21 protein-coding genes are annotated in these 25464 nt (G+C 62.7%); 9 read left to right on the forward strand and 12 right to left on the reverse strand.

Annotated features, from left to right (window positions below; genetic code table 11):
• The first annotated feature begins 336 nt into the window (after nucleotides 1–336).
• From AC3YOG_RS13280 to AC3YOG_RS13300, 5 genes are all read left to right on the forward strand, one after another.
• The gene (locus tag AC3YOG_RS13280) at nucleotides 337–1155 is read left to right on the forward strand and encodes a bifunctional allantoicase/(S)-ureidoglycine aminohydrolase (RefSeq protein ID WP_489935424.1); all 819 of its coding nucleotides are present in this window, start codon (nucleotides 337–339) and stop codon (nucleotides 1153–1155) included.
• A gap of 4 nt (nucleotides 1156–1159) precedes the next feature.
• A complete protein-coding gene (locus tag AC3YOG_RS13285) occupies nucleotides 1160–1660 on the forward strand; it encodes an ureidoglycolate lyase (protein ID WP_489935425.1) in 501 nt (166 codons plus the stop codon).
• A gap of 78 nt (nucleotides 1661–1738) precedes the next feature.
• Entirely contained in the window at nucleotides 1739–2257 is a 519-nt protein-coding gene (locus AC3YOG_RS13290; RefSeq protein WP_489935426.1) for a hypothetical protein, read from the forward strand.
• 185 nt (nucleotides 2258–2442) lie between these two features.
• Nucleotides 2443–3219, forward strand: coding sequence for a trehalose-phosphatase (gene otsB, locus AC3YOG_RS13295; RefSeq protein ID WP_210258558.1), 777 nt, complete (start codon nucleotides 2443–2445; stop codon nucleotides 3217–3219).
• Between the two features lie 28 nt (nucleotides 3220–3247).
• Nucleotides 3248–4654 (forward strand): alpha,alpha-trehalose-phosphate synthase (UDP-forming), encoded by a 1407-nt coding sequence (locus AC3YOG_RS13300; protein WP_489935427.1) that lies wholly within the window; start codon nucleotides 3248–3250, stop codon nucleotides 4652–4654.
• Between the two features lie 63 nt (nucleotides 4655–4717).
• Here the strand turns inward: AC3YOG_RS13300 and AC3YOG_RS13305 are convergent, their stop codons facing one another.
• The 4 genes from AC3YOG_RS13305 to AC3YOG_RS13320 form a co-directional block, all read right to left on the reverse strand.
• On the reverse strand, nucleotides 4718–6208 hold the full coding sequence (locus AC3YOG_RS13305) for a DEAD/DEAH box helicase (protein ID WP_248305105.1): 1491 nt from the start codon (nucleotides 6206–6208) through the stop codon (nucleotides 4718–4720).
• 323 nt (nucleotides 6209–6531) lie between these two features.
• On the reverse strand, nucleotides 6532–7323 hold the full coding sequence (locus tag AC3YOG_RS13310) for a molybdopterin-dependent oxidoreductase (protein WP_489935428.1): 792 nt from the start codon (nucleotides 7321–7323) through the stop codon (nucleotides 6532–6534).
• Nucleotides 7320–8138 (reverse strand): cytochrome b/b6 domain-containing protein, encoded by an 819-nt coding sequence (locus AC3YOG_RS13315; protein ID WP_489935913.1) that lies wholly within the window; start codon nucleotides 8136–8138, stop codon nucleotides 7320–7322. The genes AC3YOG_RS13310 and AC3YOG_RS13315 overlap by 4 nt, the downstream gene beginning before the upstream one ends.
• 118 nt (nucleotides 8139–8256) lie before the next feature.
• On the reverse strand, nucleotides 8257–8907 hold the full coding sequence (locus tag AC3YOG_RS13320; protein ID WP_172123888.1) for a ThuA domain-containing protein: 651 nt from the start codon (nucleotides 8905–8907) through the stop codon (nucleotides 8257–8259).
• A gap of 364 nt (nucleotides 8908–9271) precedes the next feature.
• Here AC3YOG_RS13320 and AC3YOG_RS13325 point away from each other — a divergent pair, with 364 nt between their 5' ends.
• A complete protein-coding gene (locus tag AC3YOG_RS13325) occupies nucleotides 9272–10882 on the forward strand; it encodes a bifunctional metallophosphatase/5'-nucleotidase (RefSeq protein ID WP_489935429.1) in 1611 nt (536 codons plus the stop codon).
• Nucleotides 10883–10939: 57 nt separating this feature from the next.
• Here the strand turns inward: AC3YOG_RS13325 and AC3YOG_RS13330 are convergent, their stop codons facing one another.
• The 6 genes from AC3YOG_RS13330 to AC3YOG_RS13355 form a co-directional block, all read right to left on the reverse strand.
• Nucleotides 10940–11191, reverse strand: coding sequence for a GlsB/YeaQ/YmgE family stress response membrane protein (locus AC3YOG_RS13330; RefSeq protein ID WP_127753775.1), 252 nt, complete (start codon nucleotides 11189–11191; stop codon nucleotides 10940–10942).
• Between the two features lie 86 nt (nucleotides 11192–11277).
• A complete protein-coding gene (locus AC3YOG_RS13335; protein WP_489935430.1) occupies nucleotides 11278–12060 on the reverse strand; it encodes a ThuA domain-containing protein in 783 nt (260 codons plus the stop codon).
• 186 nt (nucleotides 12061–12246) lie between these two features.
• On the reverse strand, nucleotides 12247–13254 hold the full coding sequence (locus AC3YOG_RS13340; RefSeq protein ID WP_489935431.1) for an ABC transporter ATP-binding protein: 1008 nt from the start codon (nucleotides 13252–13254) through the stop codon (nucleotides 12247–12249).
• A gap of 12 nt (nucleotides 13255–13266) precedes the next feature.
• Entirely contained in the window at nucleotides 13267–14115 is an 849-nt protein-coding gene (locus tag AC3YOG_RS13345) for a carbohydrate ABC transporter permease (RefSeq protein ID WP_127753778.1), read from the reverse strand.
• A complete protein-coding gene (locus AC3YOG_RS13350) occupies nucleotides 14115–15095 on the reverse strand; it encodes a carbohydrate ABC transporter permease (RefSeq protein ID WP_489935432.1) in 981 nt (326 codons plus the stop codon). Before AC3YOG_RS13350 ends, AC3YOG_RS13345 begins: the two co-directional genes overlap by 1 nt.
• An 89-nt stretch (nucleotides 15096–15184) precedes the next feature.
• Complete coding sequence (locus AC3YOG_RS13355) at nucleotides 15185–16435, reverse strand: ABC transporter substrate-binding protein (RefSeq protein WP_489935914.1); 1251 nt, start codon at nucleotides 16433–16435, stop codon at nucleotides 15185–15187.
• Between the two features lie 374 nt (nucleotides 16436–16809).
• Between AC3YOG_RS13355 and sseA the strand changes: the two genes are divergently transcribed.
• The 3 genes from sseA to AC3YOG_RS13370 all read left to right on the forward strand — a co-directional run bounded on the left by sseA (nucleotide 16810) and on the right by AC3YOG_RS13370 (nucleotide 22170).
• Complete coding sequence (gene sseA / locus AC3YOG_RS13360; protein ID WP_489935433.1) at nucleotides 16810–17640, forward strand: 3-mercaptopyruvate sulfurtransferase; 831 nt, start codon at nucleotides 16810–16812, stop codon at nucleotides 17638–17640.
• Nucleotides 17641–17762: 122 nt separating this feature from the next.
• Complete coding sequence (locus tag AC3YOG_RS13365) at nucleotides 17763–19022, forward strand: efflux RND transporter periplasmic adaptor subunit (protein WP_489935434.1); 1260 nt, start codon at nucleotides 17763–17765, stop codon at nucleotides 19020–19022.
• Nucleotides 19023–19041: 19 nt separating this feature from the next.
• Nucleotides 19042–22170, forward strand: coding sequence for an efflux RND transporter permease subunit (locus tag AC3YOG_RS13370; RefSeq protein WP_489935435.1), 3129 nt, complete (start codon nucleotides 19042–19044; stop codon nucleotides 22168–22170).
• A gap of 440 nt (nucleotides 22171–22610) precedes the next feature.
• Here the strand turns inward: AC3YOG_RS13370 and mmsB are convergent, their stop codons facing one another.
• Together mmsB and mmsA are read right to left on the reverse strand one after the other, a co-directional pair.
• On the reverse strand, nucleotides 22611–23837 hold the full coding sequence (gene mmsB, locus AC3YOG_RS13375; protein ID WP_489935436.1) for a multiple monosaccharide ABC transporter permease: 1227 nt from the start codon (nucleotides 23835–23837) through the stop codon (nucleotides 22611–22613).
• The gene (mmsA, locus tag AC3YOG_RS13380) at nucleotides 23834–25366 is read right to left on the reverse strand and encodes a multiple monosaccharide ABC transporter ATP-binding protein (protein WP_127753784.1); all 1533 of its coding nucleotides are present in this window, start codon (nucleotides 25364–25366) and stop codon (nucleotides 23834–23836) included. The genes mmsB and mmsA overlap by 4 nt, the downstream gene beginning before the upstream one ends.
• Between the last annotated feature and the right edge of the window lie 98 nt (nucleotides 25367–25464).

Raw genomic sequence — 25464 nt, forward strand, 5'->3', positions numbered from 1 at the left:
CTGGAATACGGCTATCGATCTAGATCGTGACAATGGATCGGCTGAGGGCCCGGAACGAAAAAGCGTAGCAAAGTCGGAAGCTTAGCTCTTGGTCAGGGCTCAACTCAACGCGCCATGGGCCTCTGCAGCGCTAGGAACAAGCCCATCCGGGAAAGGCCACCGCGAGAACTGCGTAAGCCGCACGTCTTACGCGGGCCTCCGCCCGAACAAACCGCCAAGCGCCAACCACGGCAAAGCGAGCGTGACAATTGCCGCCCCTCACCGCCGCTTCCCCATGGCCGAGCGGCAAAACACGCTCTAGTGTTTGCTCAGCGTTCACCATCGGCACCCGAGTCCATGCCCCCATCCTATGCCAGCCCCGCTGCGGGCCTTCCGCCCCAGACTGCCCTTCACACCGGCCGCGCCGTCTTCACCGAGGCCTATGCGCTGATCCCGCAAGGCGTGATGCGCGACATCGTCACCAGCTTCCTGCCTCATTGGCACAAGACCCGCTGCTGGATCATCGCTCGGCCCCTCTCGGGCTTTGCCGAAACCTTCTCGCAATACATCGTTGAAGTGGCGCCCGGCGGCGGCAGTGAGCAACCCGAGCCCAATCCCGAAGCCGAAGGCGTGCTGTTCGTGGTTGCGGGCGAGGCGAGCCTCGCCATCGAAGGTCAGGCCCACACGCTCGTCGCTGGCGGCTACGCCTTCCTGCCCCCAGGCTGTCGCTGGACTCTCGGCAATCCGGGTTCAGCCCCCCTGCGCTTTCATTGGGTGCGCAAGCGTTACGAGGCCGCCGCCGGCGTCGAAGCCCCAACAGCCTTTGTCACCAACGAAACCGAGCAGCCCATCCACTGGATGCCCGGCACTTCGGATCGCTGGGGCACCACCCGCTTTGTCGAGCCGACCGATCTTCGCCACGACATGCATGTCAACATCGTCACGCTCGAGCCCGGCGCCGTTATCCCCTTCGAGGAAACCCATGTCATGGAGCACGGCCTTTACGTGCTCGAAGGCAAGGCCGTGTATCGCCTCAACCGCGATTGGGTTGAGGTGGAAGCAGGCGACTTCATGTGGCTGCGCGCCTTTTGCCCCCAGGCCTGTTACGCCGGCCCCGAGCGCTTCCGCTATCTGCTCTACAAAGACGTCAACCGCCACGCCAAGCTGAGCTTTTAAGCCCATGAGCGACAACACCATCTTCATTGAGCCGCTGACGACGGAAGCGTTCGCACCCTTTGGTCAGGTGATCCAGACCGAGGGCGCCCAGCACTTTCCCATCAACAACGGCAAGACCGAGCGCTTCCATGATCTGGCCCAGGTGCAATTGGCCGGCCCCAATTCGCGCCCCATCATCTCCATCGCTCGCGGCCAGCCCTATGACCTGCCCCTGACCCTGGCCATGGTCGAGCGCCACCCCTTTGGCAGCCAGGCCTTCCATCCGCTGTCGGACCGACCGTTCCTCGTGATCGTCGCGCCCGACGAAAACGGCACCCCCGGTCGCCCCCGCGCCTTCCTTACCGCGCCCGGGCAAGGCATCAACTACGCCATCAACACCTGGCATGGCGTGCTGACCCCGCTGGGCGAGCCGGCCGATTTCCTCCTGGTCGACCGTGCCGGCGACGGACCCAATCTCGAGGAATATTTCTATCCCACCCCCTGGCAAGTTGTGGCGGCGAGCTGAACGGCACTGATCTTGGCTAGGCGGGAACAGGCCGGACGGTCACCGCGTTGGTGAATGCTTGGTTAAGAGGATCCCGCAATGCACAAGACCTCCCTCCCCGCCGCGCTACTCACTGCCACCTTCCTGGCTCTTGCCGGCCCCGTCGCCGCCCAGTCGGGTCTCGGCTGGACGCGCTTGGAGGATCCCGCTCTCGGCTACCGCATCGAGGTCCCGCTCGATCATTATGGTCAGGACGGCGCGGCCGATGCTTCGGGCATCCGCACCTTTGATGCGCTCGATGGCTCGGGCCAGCTCAGCATTTTCGGCGCCCCCAACACTGACGACCTTAGCATCGCTCAGTTGCAGGAAGCCGTCGCCTCGAGCGGGCAGATCGACAATGTCACCTACCGGGCCAGCGGCAATAGCTGGTTTGTCCTTTCCGGCTACGACACCGACGAGAACGGCCGGGAACTCGTGGTCTATACCAAGTTCCTGTTCAACCGCGACCGCTCCGCCTTCGCAGCCTTCGAGATCAGCTACCCCGAAGACGAGCGCAGCCGCTACAACCCCATTGTCACCCGGATCGAAAAGAGCCTGCGCGCGCCAGCCCCGGTTTGAGCTGGCGCGGCAGGCGCACCTTGCCCCCGCGCACCCGAAGAAATTGATCGCAGGGTTGATGAACACGTTCACGATCCGTTAAGACTGCGTTCATCTTCGTGGTTTTCGCATGGCGGCCTTGCCCGAGCGAACCATTCCCCTGCCACCGCGTTGGCCTTGCATCCACAGCTCGGAAGGCTTCTGGCATGTCCATGATCGATCATTCAGCGCCCCATACGACGCAGCGCCTCGCCATCTTCACCGATTTCGACGGCACTCTGGTGGAGATTGCGCCAACCCCTGATTCCATTGATGTTCCAGCGTCTCTGCCCGATCAATTGCAGCGCGCCGCACGCGAACTCGACAGCGCCTTTGCCGTGATCACCGGTCGCGAGATCGAGGACATCGACAAGTTCCTCTCTCCCCTGCAACTCCCGGTTGCCGGCGCTCATGGCACCCAGCGCCGCCGCGCCGATGGCACGATGGAAGAGATTGATTCAGAACTCCTTTCGGGCGCCGAACACATCGCGCAAGCCGTCACGCCGCTCGTTATGGCGCACCCTGAACTGCTGATCGAAGCCAAGGACGGCGCCGTCGCCCTCCACTTCCGCCAGGCCCCGGAGCTCGAAGAACTCTGCCGACAGGCCATGCAAGAAGCAGTCAACAGCTATACCGATTTCGCGCTGATCGCCGGCAAAATGGTCTTTGAAGCCCGCCCCAAGGGCATCAGCAAGGGTACCGCCTTGCGCGCCTTCATGCAGGAAGAGCCCTTTGTCGGCCGCACCCCGATCTTTATCGGCGATGACGTCACCGACGAGGACGGCTTCATCGCGGCCCAGGAACTGGGCGGCGTCGGCATCAAGTTGGGCGAAGGCGACACCCATGCGCGGATGCGCATTTCCAATGTTGCATCGGTGCATGCATTGATCCGTGGGCTGGGAGACATCGTCGCGCGCGAGCGTGACGCCCTGCCCCCACACTGAGACCAGACGAAGGGGGGCACCCGTCGCAATGAGCCGCTTGATTGTAGTTTCCAACCGGACCCCGGGCAAATCAGCCGCCGCGGGCGGACTTGCTGTCGCCTTGCGCAAAACCCTGTCCGAGCGCGAAGGCTTTTGGTTCGGCTGGTCTGGCAAATTGACCGACGCCCCCTCGGTTCAAGCGCGCTTCGAGGATGTTGAAGGGCTCTCGGTTGCGACTATCGATCTGACCCGGGACGACCATCAGGCCTATTATGCCGGGTTCTCCAACTCCATCCTGTGGCCCAGCTTCCATCTGCGCCTCGACTTGGCGCATATCGATTCCACCTGGTACGAGGGCTATCGCCGGGTAAACCAGCAATTCGCCCGGGCGCTGCTGCCCTTGCTGCAGCCAGACGACGTGATTTGGGTGCACGACTACCACCTGATCCCGCTCGCCAGCGAGTTGCGTAGCCTTGGCGCCACCAACCGCATGGGCTTTTATCTGCACATCCCCTTCCCCACTGCCGACGCGCTTTATGCCATTCCCCATCATCTCGATTTGATGCGGGACGTCTCCCGCTACGACCTAGTGGGCATGCAGGCCAATCGCGACGTCGCCGCCTTTACCGAGGCGGTGGAGAACATGACCCACACCAATCTTTCGGGCGACCCGCTGCAGCTGTTTGATTTCGCCCGCACCGAGGTTGCCGCCTTCCCCATCGGCTCCGATCCCGCCGCTTTTTCGCGCATGGCCGTAAGCCCCGCCGCCAACAAGATGGTCAAGCGCATGGACCGCGTCCTTGTCGGACAGCAATTGATCCTGGGCGTCGATCGGCTTGATTATTCCAAGGGCTTGCCGCAGCGGGTCGAGGCCTATGAAAAGCTACTCGAGAACAATAATCGCTTCCGCCGACGCGTCCATATGCTCCAGATCGCGCCCCCTTCCCGGGACTCCATCAAGGAATACCAGGAAACCAGCGACACGCTCGACGCCATCTGCGGCCGCGTCATGGGCCGCTTTGCCGAACCCGACTGGGCGCCGCTGACCTATGTCAAACGCGCCTATGGCCAAGCCAGCCTTGCCGGCTTCTACCGCTTGGCGCGGGTGGGTCTGGTCACGCCCCTGCGCGACGGCATGAACCTTGTCGCCCACGAGTTCATTGGCTCGCAAAACCCAGCCGACCCTGGCGTCCTGGTGTTATCGCGCTTTGCCGGCGCGGCCGAGATCTTCGAGGACGCCATCCTCGTCAACCCCTTTGATACGGATGAAACGGCCGAAGCGCTGCGCCTCGCCCTCGACATGCCGCTGGAGGAGCGTCAGACCCGTTGGCGCTCATTGATGGCTGCCGCTCAGAAACACAATGTGGATGACTGGTCCAAGGCATTCCTTGAGCGCCTCTCCCCCGCGGCAGCTTCCTCGGGCACGCCCAAGCGCGACATCCTTTATCTCGCCTGAAGTGGCGAACCGACCCGGTAAACAAAAAGGGCGGCTCCGAGGAGCCGCCCTTTTCTGTTCCGTTTAGCCGTTGGCGCGACGCGCCCGCCCGGCTTCCTTCTGGGGCTTGCCCCAGCGTTGCTTGGGCTTGCCATCCACCTTGGCACCGATCAGCTTGCCAGTATCGCCATCACGACGCACGCGGTTGACCTGCCCTTCCGGGCGGGTGCGTGGTGCAGCTTCAGCAGGCGGCCGGGTACGTGCGGCAGGCTTGCCTTCTTCCGCAAAGGCCGCGAATGGCCGGCGCTCGGCTGGCGAGCGACGATCCTGCTGCGCCGGCTTGGGGTTGCGTGCCGTGCGCGGTCCGGGGCGATTGCCGGCTGGCTTGTAAGCCGAGCGCGGTGCTTCCACGACGCCGGTGTCATTGGCCAGGTGCAGGTCGCCCGAAACCGGCAGCGTGCGCCGGATCAGCCGTTCAACGTCGCGCAGCTTGCCGCGCTCGGTGCCGTCACACAGGGTAATGGCAATGCCCGAAGCGCCATTCCGGCCCGTCCGGCCGATGCGGTGAACATAGTTCTCCGGATCGTCGGGCAGTTCGTAATTGACCACATGGGTGATGCCGGGCACGTCGATGCCGCGGGCCGCGATGTCGGTTGCGACCAGGATACGCACTTCGCCGGTGGCGAAACCCTTGAGGGCCGCCTGACGCGCATTCTGCGACTTGTTGCCGTGGATCGCCGCGGCCTTGTGGCCGTCGATCTCGAGGCTCTTTGCCACCCGATCGGCACCATGCTTGGTGCGCGAGAAGATGATCACGCGCTCCATATTCTCGGTTTCGCTGGCCAGCAGCTCGTTGAGCACGCCACGCTTGGCCTTGGAGCCCGACATGATCACGCGCTGGTCGATCTTGACCACGGTCGAGCCGGCGACCTGTGCATCAACACGCACCGGATCGTTCAGCAGGCCCTTGGCCAGCTCTGCAACTTCGGGCGCCATGGTCGCCGAAAACAGCATGGTCTGGCGGCGCGTGCCAATGGCCTTGGCGATGTGCTTGACCGGGGCGATAAAGCCCATGTCGAGCATCCGGTCGGCCTCGTCGAGCACCAGCCAACGCGTTTCGTTCAGCTTGATCTTGCCGTCGTCCATCAGGTCCTTGAGGCGACCGGGAGTGGCGACAACCACGTCCACGCCCTTGGCGAGCTTCTGGACCTGGTGGTAACGCGACACCCCGCCCAGCACCAGAACGGTGGAGAGCTGCATCTTGGAGCCCGCAAACTTGCGGATGTTTTCTTCGATCTGCACCGCCAATTCGCGGGTCGGCGCCAGGATCAGCGCGCGGGCGGTCAACGGCCGCGCCTTGCCGGTCAGCGTCAACAGCCCCGCCAGGATCGGCAGGCCAAAGGCTGCGGTCTTGCCCGAACCGGTCTGGGCAATGCCGACCATGTCCCGGCCAGCCAGCAGCTTGGGAATGGCCTGGAGTTGGATCTTGGTGGGCTCGGTGAAGCCGCCGGCGGTCAGACTGTCAGTCAGGACTGCGGGCAGGCCGAGGGAAATAAAATCGTTCAATTCAATCATACTTTCTGCGCCGATGAAGCGCATCGGGCGCGCAGAACAATGCAGCGCGCCGGTCGCCAGCCGCAAAGTGCAGGTGGCGCGTCAACAGGTGCAATCGGGCGATAAAAGGAAAGTATCGCGCGGGTGCTGGCTCGAACCCGGACAAACTGTTTCCGGGCTGACTTCGCCGCTCACCGCAAGGATAAGAAGAGAAGTCCGTCACCACTGATAGCTGCCCGGTCCAAGACCGTGCGGGTGACGATGCATCCTATGTGGAGGAGCCGGGGGCAAATAGCAAGCTTCGATTGTCTCTCCGGCTGCATGGCCGCCCTGCGCCGCCGGGGTTAGATGCCGCCATACCAGTCATAGCCATAGTCTTCCCAATACCCACCATTGCCCCGGCCAAAGGATTGCAGGTCCGCCACCAATTCGATCGTGTGCAGATATTTGGGCTGTTTATAACCCAGCGCCCGCTCGATCCGCAGCCGCACCGGGGCGCCGTTTGCTACCGGCAGCACCTGGTCATTGAGGCCGTAAGCCAGGATCGATTGCGGATGATGGGCGTCCACCAGGTCCGAACTCTCGTAATAAAAGACATCGCCCGAAAGGCCCCGCTCGATATTATCAAAGCAGTGATAAACGCAGAACCGCGCGTCAGGATGGACGCGCGCGGCGTCAAGGATCGGCCCCAGCGGCGTACCGGTCCATTTGGCGATGCAGCTCCAGCCCTCGACGCAATCATGCCGGGTAATCTGCGACCGGGCTGGCATATTGCGCAGCTCGTTGAGCGAGAAGCTCAAGGGCTGCTCGACCATCCCGGTGACCTGCAGCCGGTAATCGGCGAAATTACCCTCCTGCAACGCTTTGTATTCGGGCGTCGTCGGCTGGGTCGATCCATTGGGCTTCTGTCCCTGCCGGATTTCGCTGGCGGCATATTCGCGCGCTAGCGTCTGCTCGCCAACAAGGCGGCGCTGCGCCCGATAGGTCAGCACATTGGCTTGTTCGACGAAGTTGCGGGCCGGATGGTTTTGCTGCCCGAGGAAATCGAACTGGTCGCACCCCGCTAGGATCAACCCTGAGGCAGCACCCGCCGAACCCTGCAGGAACCGGCGGCGGGAAAGCAGCAGGCGGCTCACGGTCGATCTCCTTTGAGCTTTGGATTACCCGCGCTGATCCGGTACCAGCCGGTAACCATGGAGCGCAGTTCGTTGAACGGCCCCGCCGCAATCACCATCACGAGGTGAACCACAAAGAACAGCACCAGCAGCACCATGGCGCCAAAATGGATCGTGCGCGCCGTTTGCCTCCCGCCAAACAGATCGAGCATCCAGGGCCAGGCAGCGTTGAGTCCGGGGCTCATGGTCAGCCCGGTTAGCACGATCAGGGGAAACAGCACGAACAGCACGACAAAATAGGTGATCTTTTGCACCGGCCCATAACTGCGATTGTGGTGGAGGCGAAAGCGGGCATGATCGACGAGATCGCCCGGCGCCGCCTTGAGGTCGGCAATCCCGGGCACGATGTTGCGGCGAAAATGCCCCTGGACGAGGCTGGCGACGAACCAGACCAGCATCGTGCCCAAAAACAGCCAGCCGAAAAAGAAATGCACCACCCGGCCGGTCCCCAAATCCCGATAGCTGGGAATGGTCACCGCCCCCGGGAAGGCGGTGAACACCGGGCTTTCCGCCGAACCCGACGCGCCCAACACGCCCGTCGTATCAAAGGTCTGGCCAAAAATCCGCGTTTGCCCGCGCGGCCCCTCAGGGCTGTTCACCGCCCCGATCGCCAGCACCGAATTGTCGAATTCAAAGCCCGACTGCTCGCCGATATAAAGCGTGGGATGCGCGTTGAAGATCTGCAGCCCACTCAGCAGCAGGAAGAACAGGCACACTGCCCACACCCAATGGGTGACGCGGGTGGCCAGCGACTGCCGGTAAACCAGCGGCCCCACGGCCTTCCTGCGGCGTCCTGTGTCTGCCTCACTCACTTGCCGCTCCACTTGTGACCCCATCAAGATACGAAGCGAACGGCACCGCAGTTTCAAGTCAACTCACGGCGATGAGGCCCAGCTATTCTTCGTCGCGAGCCGCCCAGTTGAGGCCCCGGCGCATGATTGTCGCCATGTCGCTGTTCTCGAATTCCTTGGCCCGATGCCCCAGCGTCATGTGGAACACCCGGCCCTGCCCATGGTGCCGCTTCCACACCACCGGCATGGTGACGCCTTCGATCCAGGGCGCGTGTTCGCCGCTGAACGTTGTGGTCGCGAGCACCTCGTTGGAGGGGTCCACATGCATGTAATACTGCTCGGACGTATAGGGGAACGACTTGATCCCGGCCATCACCGGGTCATCGGGCTTGGTCACGTCAACCGTATAGTCGATGATGTTCCCGGGATGGGCGACCCACTGCCCGCCCACCATGAATTGGTACTCCACCGCCTCCCGAAAGGCATCGCTCATGCCCCCGTGATGGCCCGCCAGGCCCACCCCACCTTGAACGGCCTTGGTGAGGTTCTCCACCTCCTCCTTTTCGATCTTGCTCATGGTGAAGATCGGCACGATCAAGGACAGATCGTGGATGGACGGATCGGCAAAGGCGCTCGTCTCGGTCGCCATGCGCACCGAAAACCCATCTTCGTGCAGCCACCGGCGGTAAATGGCAGCACATTCCTCAGGATCGTGCCCAGCCCAACCGCCATAAACAATCAATGCGCTTCGCATGGCATTCCCCCGCAAATCAATGGGGGCGGAGATTACCGTATAAACCGGTGAATGGAACCCCGGCCCGAACGCCCTTCATGATCGATTTGGCCTCGCCATCGCTCAGAAACCACCAGCTATGCTGTTGAAGACGGACCGGCAAAGCACAACGCCACCCCTCGAAAAACCTGCCCTGCTGTTCCAGTGTTTCGGCCCAGTTTGGCGGCGGACAGCGAGAAATCACGGCAATATAGGCGATGATGAGGGAGAGTGAAGCGAACCACTTCCACCTGTCATAAAGAACTGATTAACTTCCCCGAGGTGGTCCGGCCTCGCTTGAGGCGCCATTGCAACAGCACGGTCGAAAGCATCAAGGATGACAGGGATGAAGAAACTGCTCTTGGGCGCCAGCGCGCTCACCCTCTGCGCCACATTTTCTGGCGCAGCCTACGCCGATTGGACGCTAAACATCCTGCACATCAACGATTTCCACTCGCGCTTCGAGCCGATCACGGGTTCGGACTCCGACTGCGACGCCGAAACCGATGCGGCCGGCGAGTGCTTTGGCGGTATCGCCCGCCTCAAGTCCATCATCGATACCACGCGCGCCGACATTGACGCGGCCGGTGGCAACTCGCTGCTCCTTTCGGCTGGCGACAACTTCCAGGGCTCGGTCTACTACACCACCTACAAGTCCAAGGTCGTTTCCGACTTCTTCAATCAGATGAATTTCGACGTGGTTGCTACCGGCAACCATGAGTTCGACGATGGCCCCGAAGAGTTTTCCACCTTCATCGCCGCCGCCGAGTTTCCCATTATCGGCGGCAATTTCGACGTGACCCGGTCCGAAGATCTGCGCGGCAAGATCAAGGGCTCCATCGTTCTCGATGTTGGCGGCGAGCGCATCGGCATCATTGGCGCCACCACCGAAGACACCCCCGAGATTGCGTCGCCCGGCGCCGATGTCGAGTTCACCGACGTGATTCAGTATGTGCGCGGCGCCTCCGAAGCCCTTGATGCGGCTGGGGTAAACAAGATCATCCTCCTCAGCCATATTGGCTATACGCTCGATCAGCAGGTTGCCGCCGCCCTGCCCCTCGTCGACGTCATTGTCGGGGGCCACTCCCACACCCTGCTGTCCAACACCGCCGAAGGCGCCGCCGGCCCTTACCCCACCCTGGTCAACAACCCCATGGGCGTGGAAGTGCCGGTGGTCCAAGCCAATCAATACGGCAAATATCTCGGCAATCTCGCCGTCACCTGGAACGACCAGGGCGAGGTGATATCAGCCGAAGGCGAGCCCTTCCTGATCGATGCTTCCGTCGAGGGGAACGAGGACTTCGCCACCCAGCTGACCGCACTGGCCGGCCCGATCGAGGAAGCCATGGGCGAGGTGATCGGCACCGCCACCGCGCCAATCGAAGGCTCGCGTGAAGTGTGCCGCGCCATGGAGTGCGCCATGGGCAATCTGCTGGCCGACGCCATTCTCGACCGCGTCGCCGATCAGGGCGCCACCATCGCCTTCCAAAATGGCGGGGGCGTGCGTGCTTCCATTGACGCCGGCGAAATCACCATGGGTGAGGTGATCACCGTCCTGCCCTTCTCCAACACGCTCGCCACCGTCGACATCACCGGCGCTGATGTGATCGAAGCGCTCGAAAACGGCGTCAGCGACGTCGAGAACGGCGCCGGCCGCTTCGCTCAGGTCGCCGGGCTCAAATACGCCTTCGATATCTCCCAGCCCGTTGGCAGCCGCGTCAGCGAGGTCATGGTCAAGAACGGCGAGGATTGGGGCCCGATCGATGAAGCCGCGACCTACAAGATCGTCACCAACAACTATGTCCGTGGTGGCGGCGACGGCTTTGCCAGCTTTGCCGGGGGCGACAACGCCTATGATTTCGGTCCCCCGCTCGAGCAGGTCGTAGCCGAATACATTGCCAAGCTCGGTGGCGAGTACACGCCCTATACCGATGGTCGCATCACCGTCATCAAATAGTGGCCCAGAGACACGAAAGGCGCCCGAGGGGCGCCTTTTTTTGTTGGCTGCGACGGATTAAGCCCGCCGGGCCAACTGGCTCCAAACCAGCAGCACGATCACCGCGCCAACCACCGCCCCGATAAACCCCGCCCCATCATTGGCGTCGTAGAGCCCGATCTGCTGTCCCAGGAATGTCGCGACCAGTGAGCCGACAATGCCCAGCACCGTAGTGAGGATAAAGCCGGATGGCTTGTGATCGCCCGGCGTGATCCAGCGCGCGATCAGCCCCGCAAAGAACCCAACGAAAATACTCCAGATAATGCCCATTTCGGTCCCCTTGTTCGCGCCACTAGATGCGCAATGGAAGCCGGACTTGCAAGATCGGGAATGTCACCGCGCTAGGCTTGCCAGGCCTAGCGAAACCCCTCTTCGCGCCCATGATGCAGTTTTGGTCCGCGCTCCTCGATTTTCTCGGGCGCTTCGTCGACCGGCCGGTTGGGCGCGGTCAGCAGCTGCGGATAGCTCTTAGCATTATAAGCCCAGTTTACCGCGTTGCGCAGCACCAGCCCGACCGTGTCGTCGTGATAGGTCGGATAGGTTTCGTGGCCCGGGCGGAAATAGAAAATATTGCCGGCACCACGCCGGTAGGTCAGCCCCGAGCGGAACACTTCCCCGCCCTGGAACCAGGAAACGAACACCGTTTCGAGCGGCTCGGGCACCGAGAATGGCTCGCCATACATTTCTTCCATCTCGAGCTCGAAATATGGCGGCAGGCCCTTGGCGATGGGGTGGCCAGGATTGGTGACCCACAGCCGCTCGCGCTCGCCCGCTTCCCGCCAGGAGAGGCCGCAGGGCGATCCCATCAGCCGCTTGAAGATTTTTGAGAAATGTCCGGAATGGAGCACGATCAGCCCCATGCCTTCCCAGACGCGCTGGGCGATCCGCTCAACTACCTCGTCCTCGACCTGGCCATGGGCAGCGTGTCCCCACCAGATCAGCACATCGGTCTCGGCCAATGCCGCTTCGCTGCAGCCATGCTCGAGGTCCTGCAGGGTCGCGGTCTTGGTTGAGATATTGCTGTCGCTGGCGAGGAGCTTGGCGATCTGGTTGTGCATGCCCTCGGGGTAATTGTCCGCGACGATCTTGTTCTTTTGCTCATGGACATTTTCGCCCCAGACCAGGGTACGGATCGGCATGGTCGTCTCCTATAACTTGCTGGCCGGCGGGTCATTGCTTCCGCACGGCCATTGAACCAAGGCGCTTGGCAGCTCCGCGGCCGAGGCGCGCGGAAAGGCGCCAGACCCAGGAGGTGTTCTCAAAACGCTAACGCCGGGAGGCAGCGCCGCGTTGCGGTTCCTGCTCCTTGCCGTCGAGCGGCGCCCTCACCGGATCGGCTTGCCCCCGCCATCGAAGCGGTGAATCTTGTCGTCCATCGGACTGATATGCACCGTTTCGCCCGAATGGTAGCTGTTGCTGCCATCGAGCCGCACCACTACGGGCTCTTCGGTGCCCATTTCGAGATAAACATAGCTGTCGGCACCCAGGTTTTCCGTATGGATCACCTTGCCGGTCCACAGCCCCTCGCTGGGCTTGATGATGATGTGTTCGCCCCGGATGCCCACTGTCTTAGCGCCAAAGGGCGCCGCCAGTTCCCCGGAGAGGAAGTTCATCTTGGGCGAACCGATAAACCCGGCGACGAACATGGAATCGGGCCGCTCATAAAGCTCCATCGGCGTGCCCACCTGCTCGATCATCCCGTCGCGCAGCACGCAGATACGATCAGCCAGCGTCATCGCTTCCACCTGATCATGTGTCACATAGATCATGGTGACGTCGTTCATCTCTTCATGCAGCTTGGCGATCTCGATGCGCGTCGCCACGCGCAGCGCCGCATCGAGGTTCGAGAGCGGTTCATCGAACAAAAACACGCGCGGATCGCGCGTGATCGCCCGCCCGATCGCCACGCGCTGGCGCTGCCCGCCCGACAGCTGCTTGGGCAGCCGGTCGAGATAGGGCCGGATCTGCAGCATATCGGCGGCGCGCTCCACCCGCTGGCGGATTTCTTCCTTGCCCTTGCCCTTTTCCAGCGTCAGCCCGAAGGCCATGTTCTCGTAGACCGTCATATGCGGATAAAGCGCATAGGACTGGAACACCATGGCGATGCCGCGCTTGGATGGGGCCAGCGCATTGACCACCTCGCCATCAAACAGCATCTCGCCCGAGGTAATGTCCTCGAGCCCACAGATCAGACGCAACAAGGTGGATTTGCCGCAGCCCGAGGGCCCGACAAACACCATGAACTCGCCCGAGCGCACCTGCAGGTCGACGCCCTTGATCACCTCCACCACGCCAAAGGCCTTGCGGATATTGCGAAGCTCGATGCTAGCCATCTGGGAACACTCCTAGCCTTTGACGCCGCCGGCGGTGAGCCCGCTGACGATCTTGCGCTGGAAAATCAACACCAGCACCACCAGCGGCACCGTCACGATCACCGAAGCGGCCATGATCAGCCCCCAGGGCGTTTCGAACTGCGAACCACCCGAGAGCAGCGCAATGGCGACCGGAACAGTGCGGGTATTGTTGGATGAGGTGAAGGTCAACGCGAACAGGAACTCGTTCCAGGCGCTGATGAAGGCCAGGAGCCCCGTCGTCACCAGCGCCGGCCACATCAGCGGCAGGAAGACGCGGGTGATGATCACCCAGGGCGTTGCACCATCCACGATCGCGGCTTCCTCGATCTCCACCGGCAAGTCGCGCATGAAGGTCGTCAGTACCCAGACGGTAAAGGGCAGCGTGAAGATCGTGTAGGAAAAGATCAGCGCCCAGGGCGTGTTGTAGATCCCAAGGCTCCGGATCACCTCGAACAGCCCGGCGAGCACCGCGATCTGGGGAAACATCGAGACGGCGAGAATCGTCATCAGCAATAAGCTACGGCCCCGGAACCGCACGCGGCTCAGCGCATAGGCCGCCGTCACGGCCAGAAACAGCGCCAGCAACACGGTGACGGTCGCGACAAAGATCGAGTTGAGCAGATTGCGCGGAAAACTGCCTGAGGTCAGCACCGATTGGTAGTTCTGCAGGCTGAACGAAGTCGGCCAATAACTGACCCGGAAAATGTCGGTACCCGATTTGAAGCTGGTCAGGATCGCGTAATAGAACGGGAACACCGAGACGACGACGATCACGAGGACCAGCAGGTAGAATAGCACCCGCTTGATCAGCTTCCAAGGATGAATGGTGGCGGCGGCCATCAGCGATCTCCCCCGTCGAAATTGACCCGTCCCAGCCAGATATAAAGGATGGTGAACAGCACGATCAGCACGAACAGGAATGTCGACTGCGCCGAGCCATAGGCAAAATTGTCGAAGTCGAAGAGGTTTTCGCGCGCCAGCACCGACATGGTCTTGGTAGCCGCGCTATTGGGCGTCAGCACATAGATCAGATCGAAGATGCGCAGCGCATCGAGAATGCGGAAGATGATCGCCACCATCAGCGCTGGCCTGACCAGCGGCAGCGTGATGCGGAAGAACTGCTTGACCGGATGCACGCCGTCGATTTCGGCCGCCTCATAAATGTCGCGCGGGATCATCTGCAAGCCCGCCAGGATCAGCAGCGCCATGAATGGCGTCGTTTTCCAAATATCGACGATCAGCACCGCGGTCATCGCCGTTTCGGGTGACGCGGTCCAGGCCACTTTCTGGCTCAACAGGCCCAGCTTCATGCCGAGATCGTTGATGATGCCGAACTGGTCGTTCAGCATCCAGCCCCACATGCGGGCCGAAACAATGGTCGGGATCGCCCAGGGGATCAGGATGGCCGCGCGGACAATGCCGCGGCCCTTGAACTCGGCATTGAGCACCAGCGCCACCAGCATGCCCAGCACCGCCTCGGCGGACACTGAAATGACGGCGAAGCGGACGGTGTTCCAGACGGCGTTCCACCAGGCCGGATCCACCAGCAGGCCACGGTAAATCGTGCGCCCGCTTTCGAGTGTGCGGATCTGCAGATAATTGCTGAACCCCACCCATTCGGCCCCATAAAGGTCGTTGAGCGAAGCGTCGGTGAAGGAAAAATAGATCGAGCGCAGCAGTGGCCAGCCGGCCACCACCGCCAGCGCCGCCATCATCGGCAACAGGAACCAGCGCGCCGCCCGCAGGCGCTGCTGCATCAGTTGGGACTGGACCTTGGGTCTGGCTGCGGGGACTGGCGCCGCCAGGGTTTCGGTAGCCATCTGCTGCTCCTCCCCCGTTATTTGCCCCCGGCTGGAGGCGGGCGGCTAGCGTGCCGTCCGCCCGAGCTGAAAAGGGCCCGACTTCTGGCTTACCAGCCGCTGCCCTTGAGGTCGGTCAGATCGAGTTCCAGCACTTCGAGGTTCTCCGCCGCCGAGCCATTGCCCGAAAGCGTGTCATGCACAGCGCTCCAGAACAGCGAGGAGACCTGGTTGTAATCCGCCTTGGTCGGGGCCGATGGACGCGGCACCGCATTCTGGAAGATTTCCTTCCAGTTCGGCACGATCGGCGCGGCCTCGGCGATTTCGGCATCGTCATAAAGGGCTTCGATCGTGGGCAATTGCGTCTGGTTGATCGCCCGCGCTTTTTGCACTTCGGGCGAGCTCAGGAACAAGGCTAGCTCGATGGCCGCATCGGGATCCTGGGAATATTTGGATACGGCATAATTCCAGCCACCCAGCGTTGCGGCCGACCGCGCCTCGGCGCCATCGCCTGCTGGCAGGGGAGCCACGTCGAACTTGCCGGCAATGCTGGAGTCCGAGCCATTGCCCAGCGCATAAGCATAGGGCCAGTTGCGCATGAACACTGCATTGCCCAGCTGCCAGACGCCGCGGCTTTCTTCTTCGCCATAAGCGAGATTGCCTTCGGGCGAGATCGTGCCGATCCAGCTGGCCGCTTCCTCGAGCGCCGCGACCGCCTGCTCGTTGTTGATGGAAATGGTGCCGTCGGCCTCAACCACCTGCCCGCCGCCATAGGATTTGACCCATTCCAGCGCGTTGCAGGTCAGCCCTTCATAGGCATTGCCCTGGAAGACGAAGCCGAACATGTCGGGGTTCCCCGCCGCACGCTCGCCATCCATCACTTCTTGGGCGGTCGCCTTGAGCTCGGCCCAGGTGCCGGGCACTTCCTTGCCGTATTTTTCCAGCAGGTCGGTGCGGTAATAAAGGGCTGGCGCGTCGGTATAGCCGGGCATGGCTACGAGCTTGCCGTCCACGGTCTGGGATTCGATGATGGAGGGGAAATGCGCCCCGATCACATCGGCAGCCGCTTCGCTGAGGTCGAGGAACTGGTCGGCCAGCTGCGGCGCCCAGATCACGTCGGTGGTATACACATCGATATCGGCATTGCCGGCCGCCAGCCACAGCCGATACTGGCCGAACTGGTCCGAGGTCGAAGACGGCATGGGCACGATGGTGACGGCGTGCCCGGTCTGCTCGGCAAACAGGTCCAACTGGGTCTGCAGGAATGCCAGCCCCGTGCCGGTGTCCCCCGAAACAATGGACAGCTCGGCCGCTTGCGCGGCGCTCGCCACCAGGGTGACGCTCGCCAGCAGACCGGCCATCAGCTTGTTGATCTTCATTGGTATCCTCCCGAATGAAACACGTGATCGAGGAAGAACCCGGCCAACAAGCGCGCCTTTTCGGGGCGGCGCTGGCAGCATTCCCCCTCTTAGGCTTTGGTTGGCTGGTTGCCCCAACACTCTTCCAAAGCGCCTTGCTCAGGAGACAACCAGAGGCCCCCTATACTGTCAAGCAGCGGCCACCTGAATTCGCCCGCCGCCTGCCTTTTGGCAAGAACAGGGACAAATCCGCGTGTATTGCCGGACGCTTGCGCCGGCTATCGTCGAGCACTTGCCAGCCCGGATAGGGCGCTGCGCGTTTGACGCGCGCGGGCGCCCGCGCCATGGTGGCCCCGCGACAAGCAAGGAGCCGAACAATGGATAACCACTTCGTATCAACCGACTGGCTGGCCGAGCATCTCGGCGATCCCGATCTGGTGATCCTGGATGGCTCCTGGCACATGCCCGGCTCGGTCCGCGATCCACGCGCCGAATATCTTGAGGCCCATCTGCCGGGCGCCGTGTTCTTCGACATCGATGCCATCGCTGACAAGGACACCGACCTGCCCCATATGCTCCCCGCCCCGGCCGCCTTTGCCGGCGCCGTGGGTGAGCTCGGCATTTCCGACACCATGACCATCGTTGTTTACGACCAGCTCGGCATGGCCACCGCCCCCCGCGTCTGGTGGACCTTCAAGGCCATGGGCGCCCCCAACGTGCTCCTGCTCGCCGGCGGCTCGCCCAAATGGCGCGCAGAGGGCCGGCCAATGGAATCGGGGCCAGTGCACCGTGAGCCGCAACACTTCGAGGTCCGGCTCGACCCAGCCCGCGTGGCTGATTTCGGCACTGTCGCCGCGCGCAGCCGCGACCGCGAAGCGCAGATCCTCGATGCCCGGCCGGCGGCGCGCTTCCATGCTGAAGTGCCTGAACCACGACCGGGCCTGCGGGGTGGCCGCATACCCGGCAGCATCAATGTGCCCGCCAGCCTCTTGACCGAGGCGGGTGCCATGCGCTCGCCCGCCGAGCTGCGCCAGCTGTTTGCCGAGCGCCGCGTTGATCTCAGCCGCCCCATCATCACCACCTGCGGCTCGGGCATCACCGCCTCTGCCCTTGCGCTCGCGCTTGAGGTCGCCGGCGCCAAGGATGTGTCGGTTTATGACGGCTCCTGGACCGAATGGGGCGCCAATCCCGATGCTCCGATCGCCTGAAACGGCGCTCCATGGTTAATTAACGGCATTGTAACGTGCGCAGGGGGGACCAAGGCTGATATGCTGCCACCGACAGCGCTGCGGCTCCTTCGCGCGCATTAGGTGAATGGGATTAAATCAGCTTGATACGGCAGCTTCTGGCATCGGTGATCATTTTAGCCGCTGCGGCCCTGGCATGGGTCTTTTTCGCCCCCGGCGCCACACAAACCCTGGCCTCCTACGGCATCGCCCTGCCCTTTGGCTCCACCCAGGAAGTTGCCAATGCCCCTCCAGCCGGGCGCCCGGGCGGCGCTCCTGGCGCCCCGGATGGCGGTCCCCGCGGACCCGCGGCCGGCCCTGGTGCAAACCCTGGTTCAGGTCCGGGCGGGCGCGGCCCGGGCGGCCCGCGCGGCGCCAGTCGCCAAACCAATGTCGTGACCACCGGGGTCACCCTTGCCACCATCAACGACACGCTCAGCGCCATCGGCGAAGGCACCGCCGTGCGCTCCGTCACCGTGGTTTCCTCCGCCGGCGGCACGCTGACCGAAGTTCTGGTCGCGCCCGGCCAGGAAGTGGCAGCCGGCGACGTCATCGCCCGCCTCGAAGCCGATGCCGAACAGCTTGCCCTCGACCGCGCCCGCCTCGCCGCCGATGATGCCGCTGCGACCCTTGCCCGCACCGAAGGGCTCGCCAGCTCCAATGTCGTGGCCAACACCGCCCTCACCGCCGCCCAGCTCGCCGCCGCCAATGCCGATCTTGAGGTGCGCAATGCCGAACTGGCCCTCGCCCGTCGCACCATCACCAGCCCAATCAGCGGCACGGTCGGATTGATCCAGGTCACCCCCGGCAATTATGTCGGCGCGCAAACCACCGTCACCACCATTGATGACATCGCGTCGGTGCGCGTCGATTTCTGGGTGCCCGAGCGCTACACCAGCATCGTCCAGCCGGGCACGCCCATCACCGTATCCGCCCTCGCCGTGCCGGGCCGCACTTTTGAAGGCGAGATCAGCGCGCTCGATAATCGCGTCGATCCCGCCAGCCGCACGCTCCAGGTCCAGGCGGAAATCCCCAATGAGGACGGTACCCTCCGCCCCGGCATGTCTTTCCAGGTGGCCCTGCGATTCCCCGGCGAAACCTACCCAGCCGTCAATCCGCTGGCGATCCTGTGGTCCACCGAGGGCTCCTATGTTTGGAAGTATGTCGAGGGCCGCGCCGTGCGCGTGCCCGCCGAAATCGTCCAGCGTAACAGCGACGGCGTTTTGGTCCGGGCCGATCTGGCGCCGGGCGACGCCATCATCACCGAAGGCGTGCTGCAGCTGAGCGAAGGCGCTCAGGTGACGCTCCTTGAAGGGCCCGACGGCACCGGGGGCGAATTGCCCCAGGCCGCGTCGGCCAGCTAGCCCGCAAAGGATTTTGCCCATGTCGATTGCAGCAAAAAACCAGCGTGGCGGCACCCTCGCCGGCCTCTTTGTGCGCCGCCCAGTCATGGCGATGGTGATCAACGCCCTCATCGTCGTGGCCGGCCTTGCCGCGCTCCTTGGCGCTGAAGTGCGTGAGCTGCCCAGCGTCGAGCAGCCCGTCCTGTCCATCTCCACCCGCTTTGAGGGCGCGGCCGCCGAAACCGTGGATCGCGAAGTCACCGCGGTTGTCGAAGGCGCCGTGGCGCGCGTTCAGGGCGTCACCGCCATTTCCTCGAGTTCCTCCACCAATACCAGCCGCGTTACCCTGGAATTTACCGACGGCACCAATCTCGATGTCGCGACCTCCGATGTCCGCGATGCCCTGAGCCGCGTCACGCGCTCCCTGCCCGACGGGGTAGATGACCCCACCATCTTCAAGGCAGACTCCGATGCCCAGGCCGTTATCCAGCTTGCGGTCACGTCCGATATCGTCCCGGTAGGCGAGCTCAGCCAGTTGGTCGAGGACGTCATTTCCGAGCGCCTCGCTGCCGTCAACGGCGTGGCCGAAGTGCAGGTCTATGGCACGCGCGAAACCGCGTTCGAGATCGATGTCGATCCCGTCAAGCTCGCCAGCCTTGGGCTCACCGTCGCCGACATCCGCAACGCCGTTTCCACCATTGCCTTTGATACGCCCGCCGGCTCCATCAATGGCCCCAACCAGAATATTTCCGTGCGCGCCCTCTCCGAAGTCACCCAGCCGGAGGACTTTGAGAACATCATCATCTCGGGCAAGACGACGCTGGGCGATGTCGCGACTGTCGTCTTCGACGCCGCCGCCAGCACTTCGTCGCTCCGCTCCGATGGCAAGCCCGGCATTGGCCTCGGCATCGTGCGCCAGGCCCAGTCCAACACCATCGAGATTTCGGAAGGTGTTCATGCCGCCGTCGAAGTGCTCAACCAGACCCTGCCCGAAGGCGTCAACGTCAAGATTTCCAGCGACGATGCGGTCTTCATCGAAGGCGCGTTGCATGAGGTGCAGATTGCCCTCATCGTCTCCCTACTGGTGGTCGTCGCCATCATCTATCTGTTCCTGCTCGATTGGCGCGCCACCATCGTGCCGGCCCTCTCCATGCCCATCGCCCTTCTGGGCGCCGTCGCGGGCATTTACCTCGCCGGCTTCTCGCTCAACATCATCACGCTCCTCGCCCTTGTGCTCGCCACCGGGCTGGTGGTCGACGATGCCATCGTCGTGCTGGAAAATATCGTGCGCCGCAAAGCCATGGGCGCCGGACCGCGCGCTGCCGCAGTCCTGGGTACCCAGGAAGTGTTCTTTGCGGTGGTCGCCACCACCCTCACCCTCGCCGCCGTGTTCATCCCGCTCTCCTTCCTTGCGGGTCAAACGGGGCGCCTGTTCCGCGAATTCGGCTTCACTCTCGCGATCGCCGTGTTGCTGTCTTCGGTAGTGGCGCTGTCGCTTGGCCCCATGATCGCCTCGCGCCTGCTCAAGGCCGAGCTGCATACCGACCAACCCCGCAAGGGTCTGATCGGGGGCATCGGGCGCTTCTTTGCCCGTCTTTATAGCCGCACCCTCAAGCTCGCCCTTGCCAACCCCTTTGTGGTGGTGCTCGTCGCGCTGCTCTTTGCCGCCTCGTCCTATTACGTCTATGGCAATCTGCGTCAGGAGATCACCCCGCCCGAGGACCGCTCGCAGATTTCCCTGCGCGTGCAGGCCCCCAGCACCGCCAGCCTCGATTATGTGCGCAGCCAGATGACGACCATCGAGTCCATGCTGCAGCCCTTTGTCGATAATGGCGAAATCCGCTCGATCTTTGTGCTCTCCGGCTGGGGCAATGGCGGCTCGCTCACTCTTTCGCTTGCCCCCTGGGGTGAACGGGAACGTAGCCAGGCCGAAATCGCCGCCGACATCAATGCCCTGATGGCCCAGGTTCCCGGCGTGCGCGCTTCGGTCGGTCAGGGCAACAGCCTTGGTATCCGCGGCGGCGGCTCGGGCCTGCAATTTGCCGTGGTGGGCTCCAACTATGATGTGCTGGCCGACACGGCCGAAACCATCAGCGACCGGCTCGAGGAAGACGGGCGCTTCGGTCGCGTGACCGTCAATTTCGATACGACCCAGCCCCAGCTCACCTTGTCGGTCGACCGTGAACGGGCTGACGCGCTCGGCATCGATATCAACGGCCTTGCCACCACCATGCAAGCCATGATCGACGGCACCGATGTGGGCACAGTCTTCATTGAGGACACCAGCTACACCGTGCGGATGCTCTCCACCAGCAATCCGGTGAACGACCCGCGCGACCTCGAAACCCTCTTCGTCAAGACCGGCCAGGGCCGCTATGTGCCCATGTCGACCATCGCCACCATCACCGAGTCTGCCGTGCCCCCGACCTTGCGGCGCGAGCAGCAGCGGCGCGCCGTGACGGTCACCGCCAGCCTTGAAGATGGCGGCCTCGCGCTCGGCGACGCCTATACTCGGCTGCTGGAAATCGCTCGCCCGATCCTGCCCGAGGGCACCGCCATCCTGCCCCTTGCCGAAGCCAAGACGCTGGGTGAAGCCAATAACGGCCTGTTCCTCACTTTCGGCTTTGCGCTTGTCATCATCCTTCTGGTGCTGGCGGCACAGTTCGAAAGCATGTGGAGCGCCATCATCGTGATGACCACCGTGCCCTTCGGGGTGGCGGCGGCGCTTTATGCGCTGCTGGTCACGGGAGGCAGCCTCAACATCTTCAGCCAGATCGGGCTCGTCCTCGTGGTCGGCATCATGGCCAAGAACGGCATTCTGATTGTTGAATTTGCCAATCAGTTGCGCGACGAAGGCCGCTCGGTGGGCGAAGCGATCGAGGAAGCCTCCAATATCCGCCTGCGCCCGGTGATGATGACCATGATCGCCACCATCATCGGCGGCCTGCCATTGGTGCTGGCCAGCGGCGCGGGCGCCGAAGCGCGGACGGCGCTTGGCTGGGTGATGGTGGGCGGCCTCAGCTTCGCCGCCATCTCGACGCTCTACCTGACGCCGGTGGCCTATCTGCTGCTGGCCCGCTTCAGCAAGCCTAAGGCCGAACAGGAAGCGCGCCTCGAGCGCGAACTCGACGCCGCCAACGCCCCGGCGGCACCGGTCCCGGCAGAGTAAGCGGGCACCGAGCGCGTCGGTCGCCCCTTGGCGACCGACCAACTTATCCCCGGTGCCAAAAGCTCGGTTATTGTTGCCCCATCTTCATGCGCAACTGCGCGGTCGCGACGAACGGTCGGCATGGGGAGGCCGGATGGCATGGGGGTCGCTCCATGTCCTGTGGTTTAAAGGATGATCTGTGACCCGATTTGAGCCCCCGGGTTTTCTTTCGGCACGGGCTTAAGCCGAGGACGGTCCTTTCCATAGAGTCTCCGGGATAGCATGGGGCAAGGCTTGCTTCACCTATACCTTTTGCCGGACGACCGGCACCGAGGCGATCCTTGCCCCATGTCGCAGCCGCTGGCCCTTGGCCGAGCGGAGATTTGGCACGTCCCAGCCCCTGCAAACGAAAAGGCCGCCGGATTGCTCCAGCGGCCAGATTTGAATCCCCGAACAGGCGCTTAGGCTTTGTTCTTGTTGTAAACGTCGAACACCACGGCACCCAGCAGCACCAGGCCCTTGATCACCTGCTGCCAGTCGATATTGACGCCCATGATCGACATGCCATTGTTCATCACGCCCATGATGAAGGCGCCGATCACGGCCCCTGCCACCTGCCCCACGCCACCCAGGGCCGAGGCGCCGCCGATGAACACGGCCGCGATCACGTCGAGCTCGAAGCCCTGCCCTGCCTTGGGGGTCGCGGTATTGAGGCGCGCCGCAAAGATCAGCCCGGCAAGAGCCGCCAGCATGCCCATGATCACGAACACATAAAAGGTCAGCCGCTCGGTCTTGATGCCCGAAAGCTGCGCCGCCTTGCTGTTGCCGCCCAGCGCATAGATGCGCCGCCCCAGTGTCGTGCGCTTGGTCACGAACACAAAGATCGCGATCAGGATCGACATCACGATCAGCACATTGGGCAGGCCGCGATAGGAGGCCAGGAGATACGAGAAGAACAGGATCAGCGCACCCAACACCGCGGTCTTGACCGCGAACACGGCAAATGGCTCGGCCTCATAGCCATGCTCCTGCCGGCGCTTGCGGCTGCGCAGGCTGGTGAACACATAACCGAGCGTCACGAGGATACCGATCACCAGCGTCGTCGTGTGCAGCACCAGCGGCGGGCCATCGCCCTGTGGGATGGTGATGGGGCCGATGATGTCGGGGACAAAGCCGGCGCTCAGCAGCTGGAACTCAACCGGGAACGGCCCGACCGAAGCGCCGCCCAGCAGCGCCAGCACCAGGCCCTTGAACACCAGCATGCCCGCCAGCGTCACGATAAAGGACGGGATCTTGAGATAAGCGATCCAATAGCCCTGTGCCGCGCCGATGGCAGCACCAACGGCCAGGCACAGCACCATGGTGGCGAGTGGCGGAATGCCCCAGCGCACCATCATGATCGCGGCGAGACCACCGACAAAGCCCGAGACCGAGCCCACCGACAGATCGATATGGCCAGCGACGATCACCAGCAGCATGCCCAGCGACATGATCACGATATAGGAGTTCTGCAGGATCACATTGGTCAGGTTCAATGGCCGGAACATCGTGCCATTGGTGGTGATCTGGAAGAACACCATGATGGCCAGCAACGCGACGACCAGCCCGTAGTCGCGAAGATTGGCCTGGAGTACGGAGCGCGCCGAAGAAGTGGTGCTCGGTACCTGCGGTACGGTTTCGGTGGTCATGCGATTTTTCCTTCTGCACGCACGATAGAGCGCATGATTCGTTCCTGGCTTGCCTCGCTCCCGGCGAGCTCGCCAACGATGCGGCCTTCATTCATCACATAGATGCGGTCACAGATCCCCAGCAGCTCGGGCATTTCCGAGGAGATGACCAGAATGCCCTTCCCCTCGTCGGCCAGCTTGTTGATGATCGTGTAGATTTCATACTTGGCGCCAACATCGATGCCGCGGGTGGGCTCGTCGAGGATCAGCAGGTCAGGGTTGGCGAACAGCCACTTGCTGAGCACGACCTTCTGCTGGTTGCCGCCTGAAAGATTGCCCACGATCTGATACACGCTCGAGGAGCGGATATTGGTCATCTTGCGATAATCGTTGGCGACCTTCATCTCGGCCATGTCGTCGATCACCCCGCCATGCGAGATGCCCGGCAAATTGGCCAGCGTCGTATTGTGCTTGATGTGGTCGATTAGGTTCAGCCCATAGGTCTTGCGATCCTCGGTGGCATAGGCAATCCCGGCATCCACTGCCCGGCGGACGGTGGAGGTATCCACCTTCTTGCCATGCATGAACACTTCGCCCGAAATGTTGCGGCCATAGGTCTTGCCAAAAAGGCTCATGGCGAATTCGGTCCGCCCGGCCCCCATCAGCCCGGCAATGCCCACCACTTCACCCTTGCGCACATTGAGGTTGACCCCCTTGATCACCTGCCGCTCGCTATGGAGCGGGTGGTAAACCGACCAATTCTTGACCTCTAGCAGCACCTCACCGATCTTCGGTTCGCGCTTGGGATAACGATCCTCCAGCGAGCGGCCCACCATGGACGCGATGATCCGGTCTTCCGACATATCGGCGCGATCCATCGTCTCGATGGTGCGCCCATCCCGGATCACCGTGACCCGGTCGGCAACGCGGGCGATCTCGTTGAGCTTGTGCGAGATGATGATCGAAGTAATCCCCTGCGCCTTGAACTCCAGTAGAAGATCAAGCAGTGCCGCGCTGTCCTTCTCGGACAGACTCGCGGTGGGTTCATCAAGGATCAGCAGTTTGACTTCTTTGGACAGCGCCTTGGCAATCTCGACCAGCTGCTGCTTGCCCACCCCGATATGGGTGACCAGCGTATCGGGATCTTCCTTGAGCCCGACCATGGACAACAGCTTGCGCGCGCCATTGCGCGTCTCATCCCAGTCGATCACCCCCGCTTTTGCCTGCTCATTGCCCAGAAAGATGTTTTCGGCAATCGAGAGCAACGGCACCAGTGCCAGCTCCTGATGGATGATGACGATACCCACATGTTCGCTGTCGCGGATGGTTTTGAAGGCAACCGGTTTGTCTTGATAAATGATCTCCCCTTCATAGCTGCCGGCGGGATAAACCCCGCTCAGCACCTTCATCAGGGTGGATTTGCCCGCGCCGTTTTCCCCCACAATCGCGTGGATCTCGGCTTCGCGCACATCCAGGTTCACATCCTGCAGCGCCTTGACCCCCGGAAAGGTCTTGGTGATGCCGCGCATTTCCAGAATGGTCTTGGTCATCGTCTTGTCTCTAACGCTCCGTAGCGCGGCGCTTAGCTTGGTTCTACCGGGTCCGGCAAGCAACGCCTTTGTGACGGGAAAGGCCCCGCAAACAAATG

Source organism: Devosia sp. Z6_126, assembly GCF_058133495.1.

What these genes read in the sequence shown, in the direction of transcription:
- AC3YOG_RS13280 (WP_489935424.1), top strand. Translation starts at nt 337, where the DNA reads ATGCCCCCATCCTATGCCAGCCCCGCTGCGGGCCTTCCGCCCCAGACT.
- AC3YOG_RS13285 (WP_489935425.1), top strand. Translation starts at nt 1,160, where the DNA reads ATGAGCGACAACACCATCTTCATTGAGCCGCTGACGACGGAAGCGTTC.
- AC3YOG_RS13290 (WP_489935426.1), top strand. Translation starts at nt 1,739, where the DNA reads ATGCACAAGACCTCCCTCCCCGCCGCGCTACTCACTGCCACCTTCCTG.
- otsB (WP_210258558.1), top strand. Translation starts at nt 2,443, where the DNA reads ATGTCCATGATCGATCATTCAGCGCCCCATACGACGCAGCGCCTCGCC.
- AC3YOG_RS13300 (WP_489935427.1), top strand. Translation starts at nt 3,248, where the DNA reads ATGAGCCGCTTGATTGTAGTTTCCAACCGGACCCCGGGCAAATCAGCC.
- AC3YOG_RS13305 (WP_248305105.1), bottom strand. Translation starts at nt 6,208, where the DNA reads ATGATTGAATTGAACGATTTTATTTCCCTCGGCCTGCCCGCAGTCCTG.
- AC3YOG_RS13320 (WP_172123888.1), bottom strand. Translation starts at nt 8,907, where the DNA reads ATGCGAAGCGCATTGATTGTTTATGGCGGTTGGGCTGGGCACGATCCT.
- AC3YOG_RS13325 (WP_489935429.1), top strand. Translation starts at nt 9,272, where the DNA reads ATGAAGAAACTGCTCTTGGGCGCCAGCGCGCTCACCCTCTGCGCCACA.
- AC3YOG_RS13330 (WP_127753775.1), bottom strand. Translation starts at nt 11,191, where the DNA reads ATGGGCATTATCTGGAGTATTTTCGTTGGGTTCTTTGCGGGGCTGATC.
- AC3YOG_RS13335 (WP_489935430.1), bottom strand. Translation starts at nt 12,060, where the DNA reads ATGCCGATCCGTACCCTGGTCTGGGGCGAAAATGTCCATGAGCAAAAG.
- AC3YOG_RS13340 (WP_489935431.1), bottom strand. Translation starts at nt 13,254, where the DNA reads ATGGCTAGCATCGAGCTTCGCAATATCCGCAAGGCCTTTGGCGTGGTG.
- AC3YOG_RS13345 (WP_127753778.1), bottom strand. Translation starts at nt 14,115, where the DNA reads ATGGCCGCCGCCACCATTCATCCTTGGAAGCTGATCAAGCGGGTGCTA.
- AC3YOG_RS13350 (WP_489935432.1), bottom strand. Translation starts at nt 15,095, where the DNA reads ATGGCTACCGAAACCCTGGCGGCGCCAGTCCCCGCAGCCAGACCCAAG.
- AC3YOG_RS13355 (WP_489935914.1), bottom strand. Translation starts at nt 16,435, where the DNA reads ATGGCCGGTCTGCTGGCGAGCGTCACCCTGGTGGCGAGCGCCGCGCAA.
- sseA (WP_489935433.1), top strand. Translation starts at nt 16,810, where the DNA reads ATGGATAACCACTTCGTATCAACCGACTGGCTGGCCGAGCATCTCGGC.
- AC3YOG_RS13370 (WP_489935435.1), top strand. Translation starts at nt 19,042, where the DNA reads ATGTCGATTGCAGCAAAAAACCAGCGTGGCGGCACCCTCGCCGGCCTC.
- mmsB (WP_489935436.1), bottom strand. Translation starts at nt 23,837, where the DNA reads ATGACCACCGAAACCGTACCGCAGGTACCGAGCACCACTTCTTCGGCG.
- mmsA (WP_127753784.1), bottom strand. Translation starts at nt 25,366, where the DNA reads ATGACCAAGACCATTCTGGAAATGCGCGGCATCACCAAGACCTTTCCG.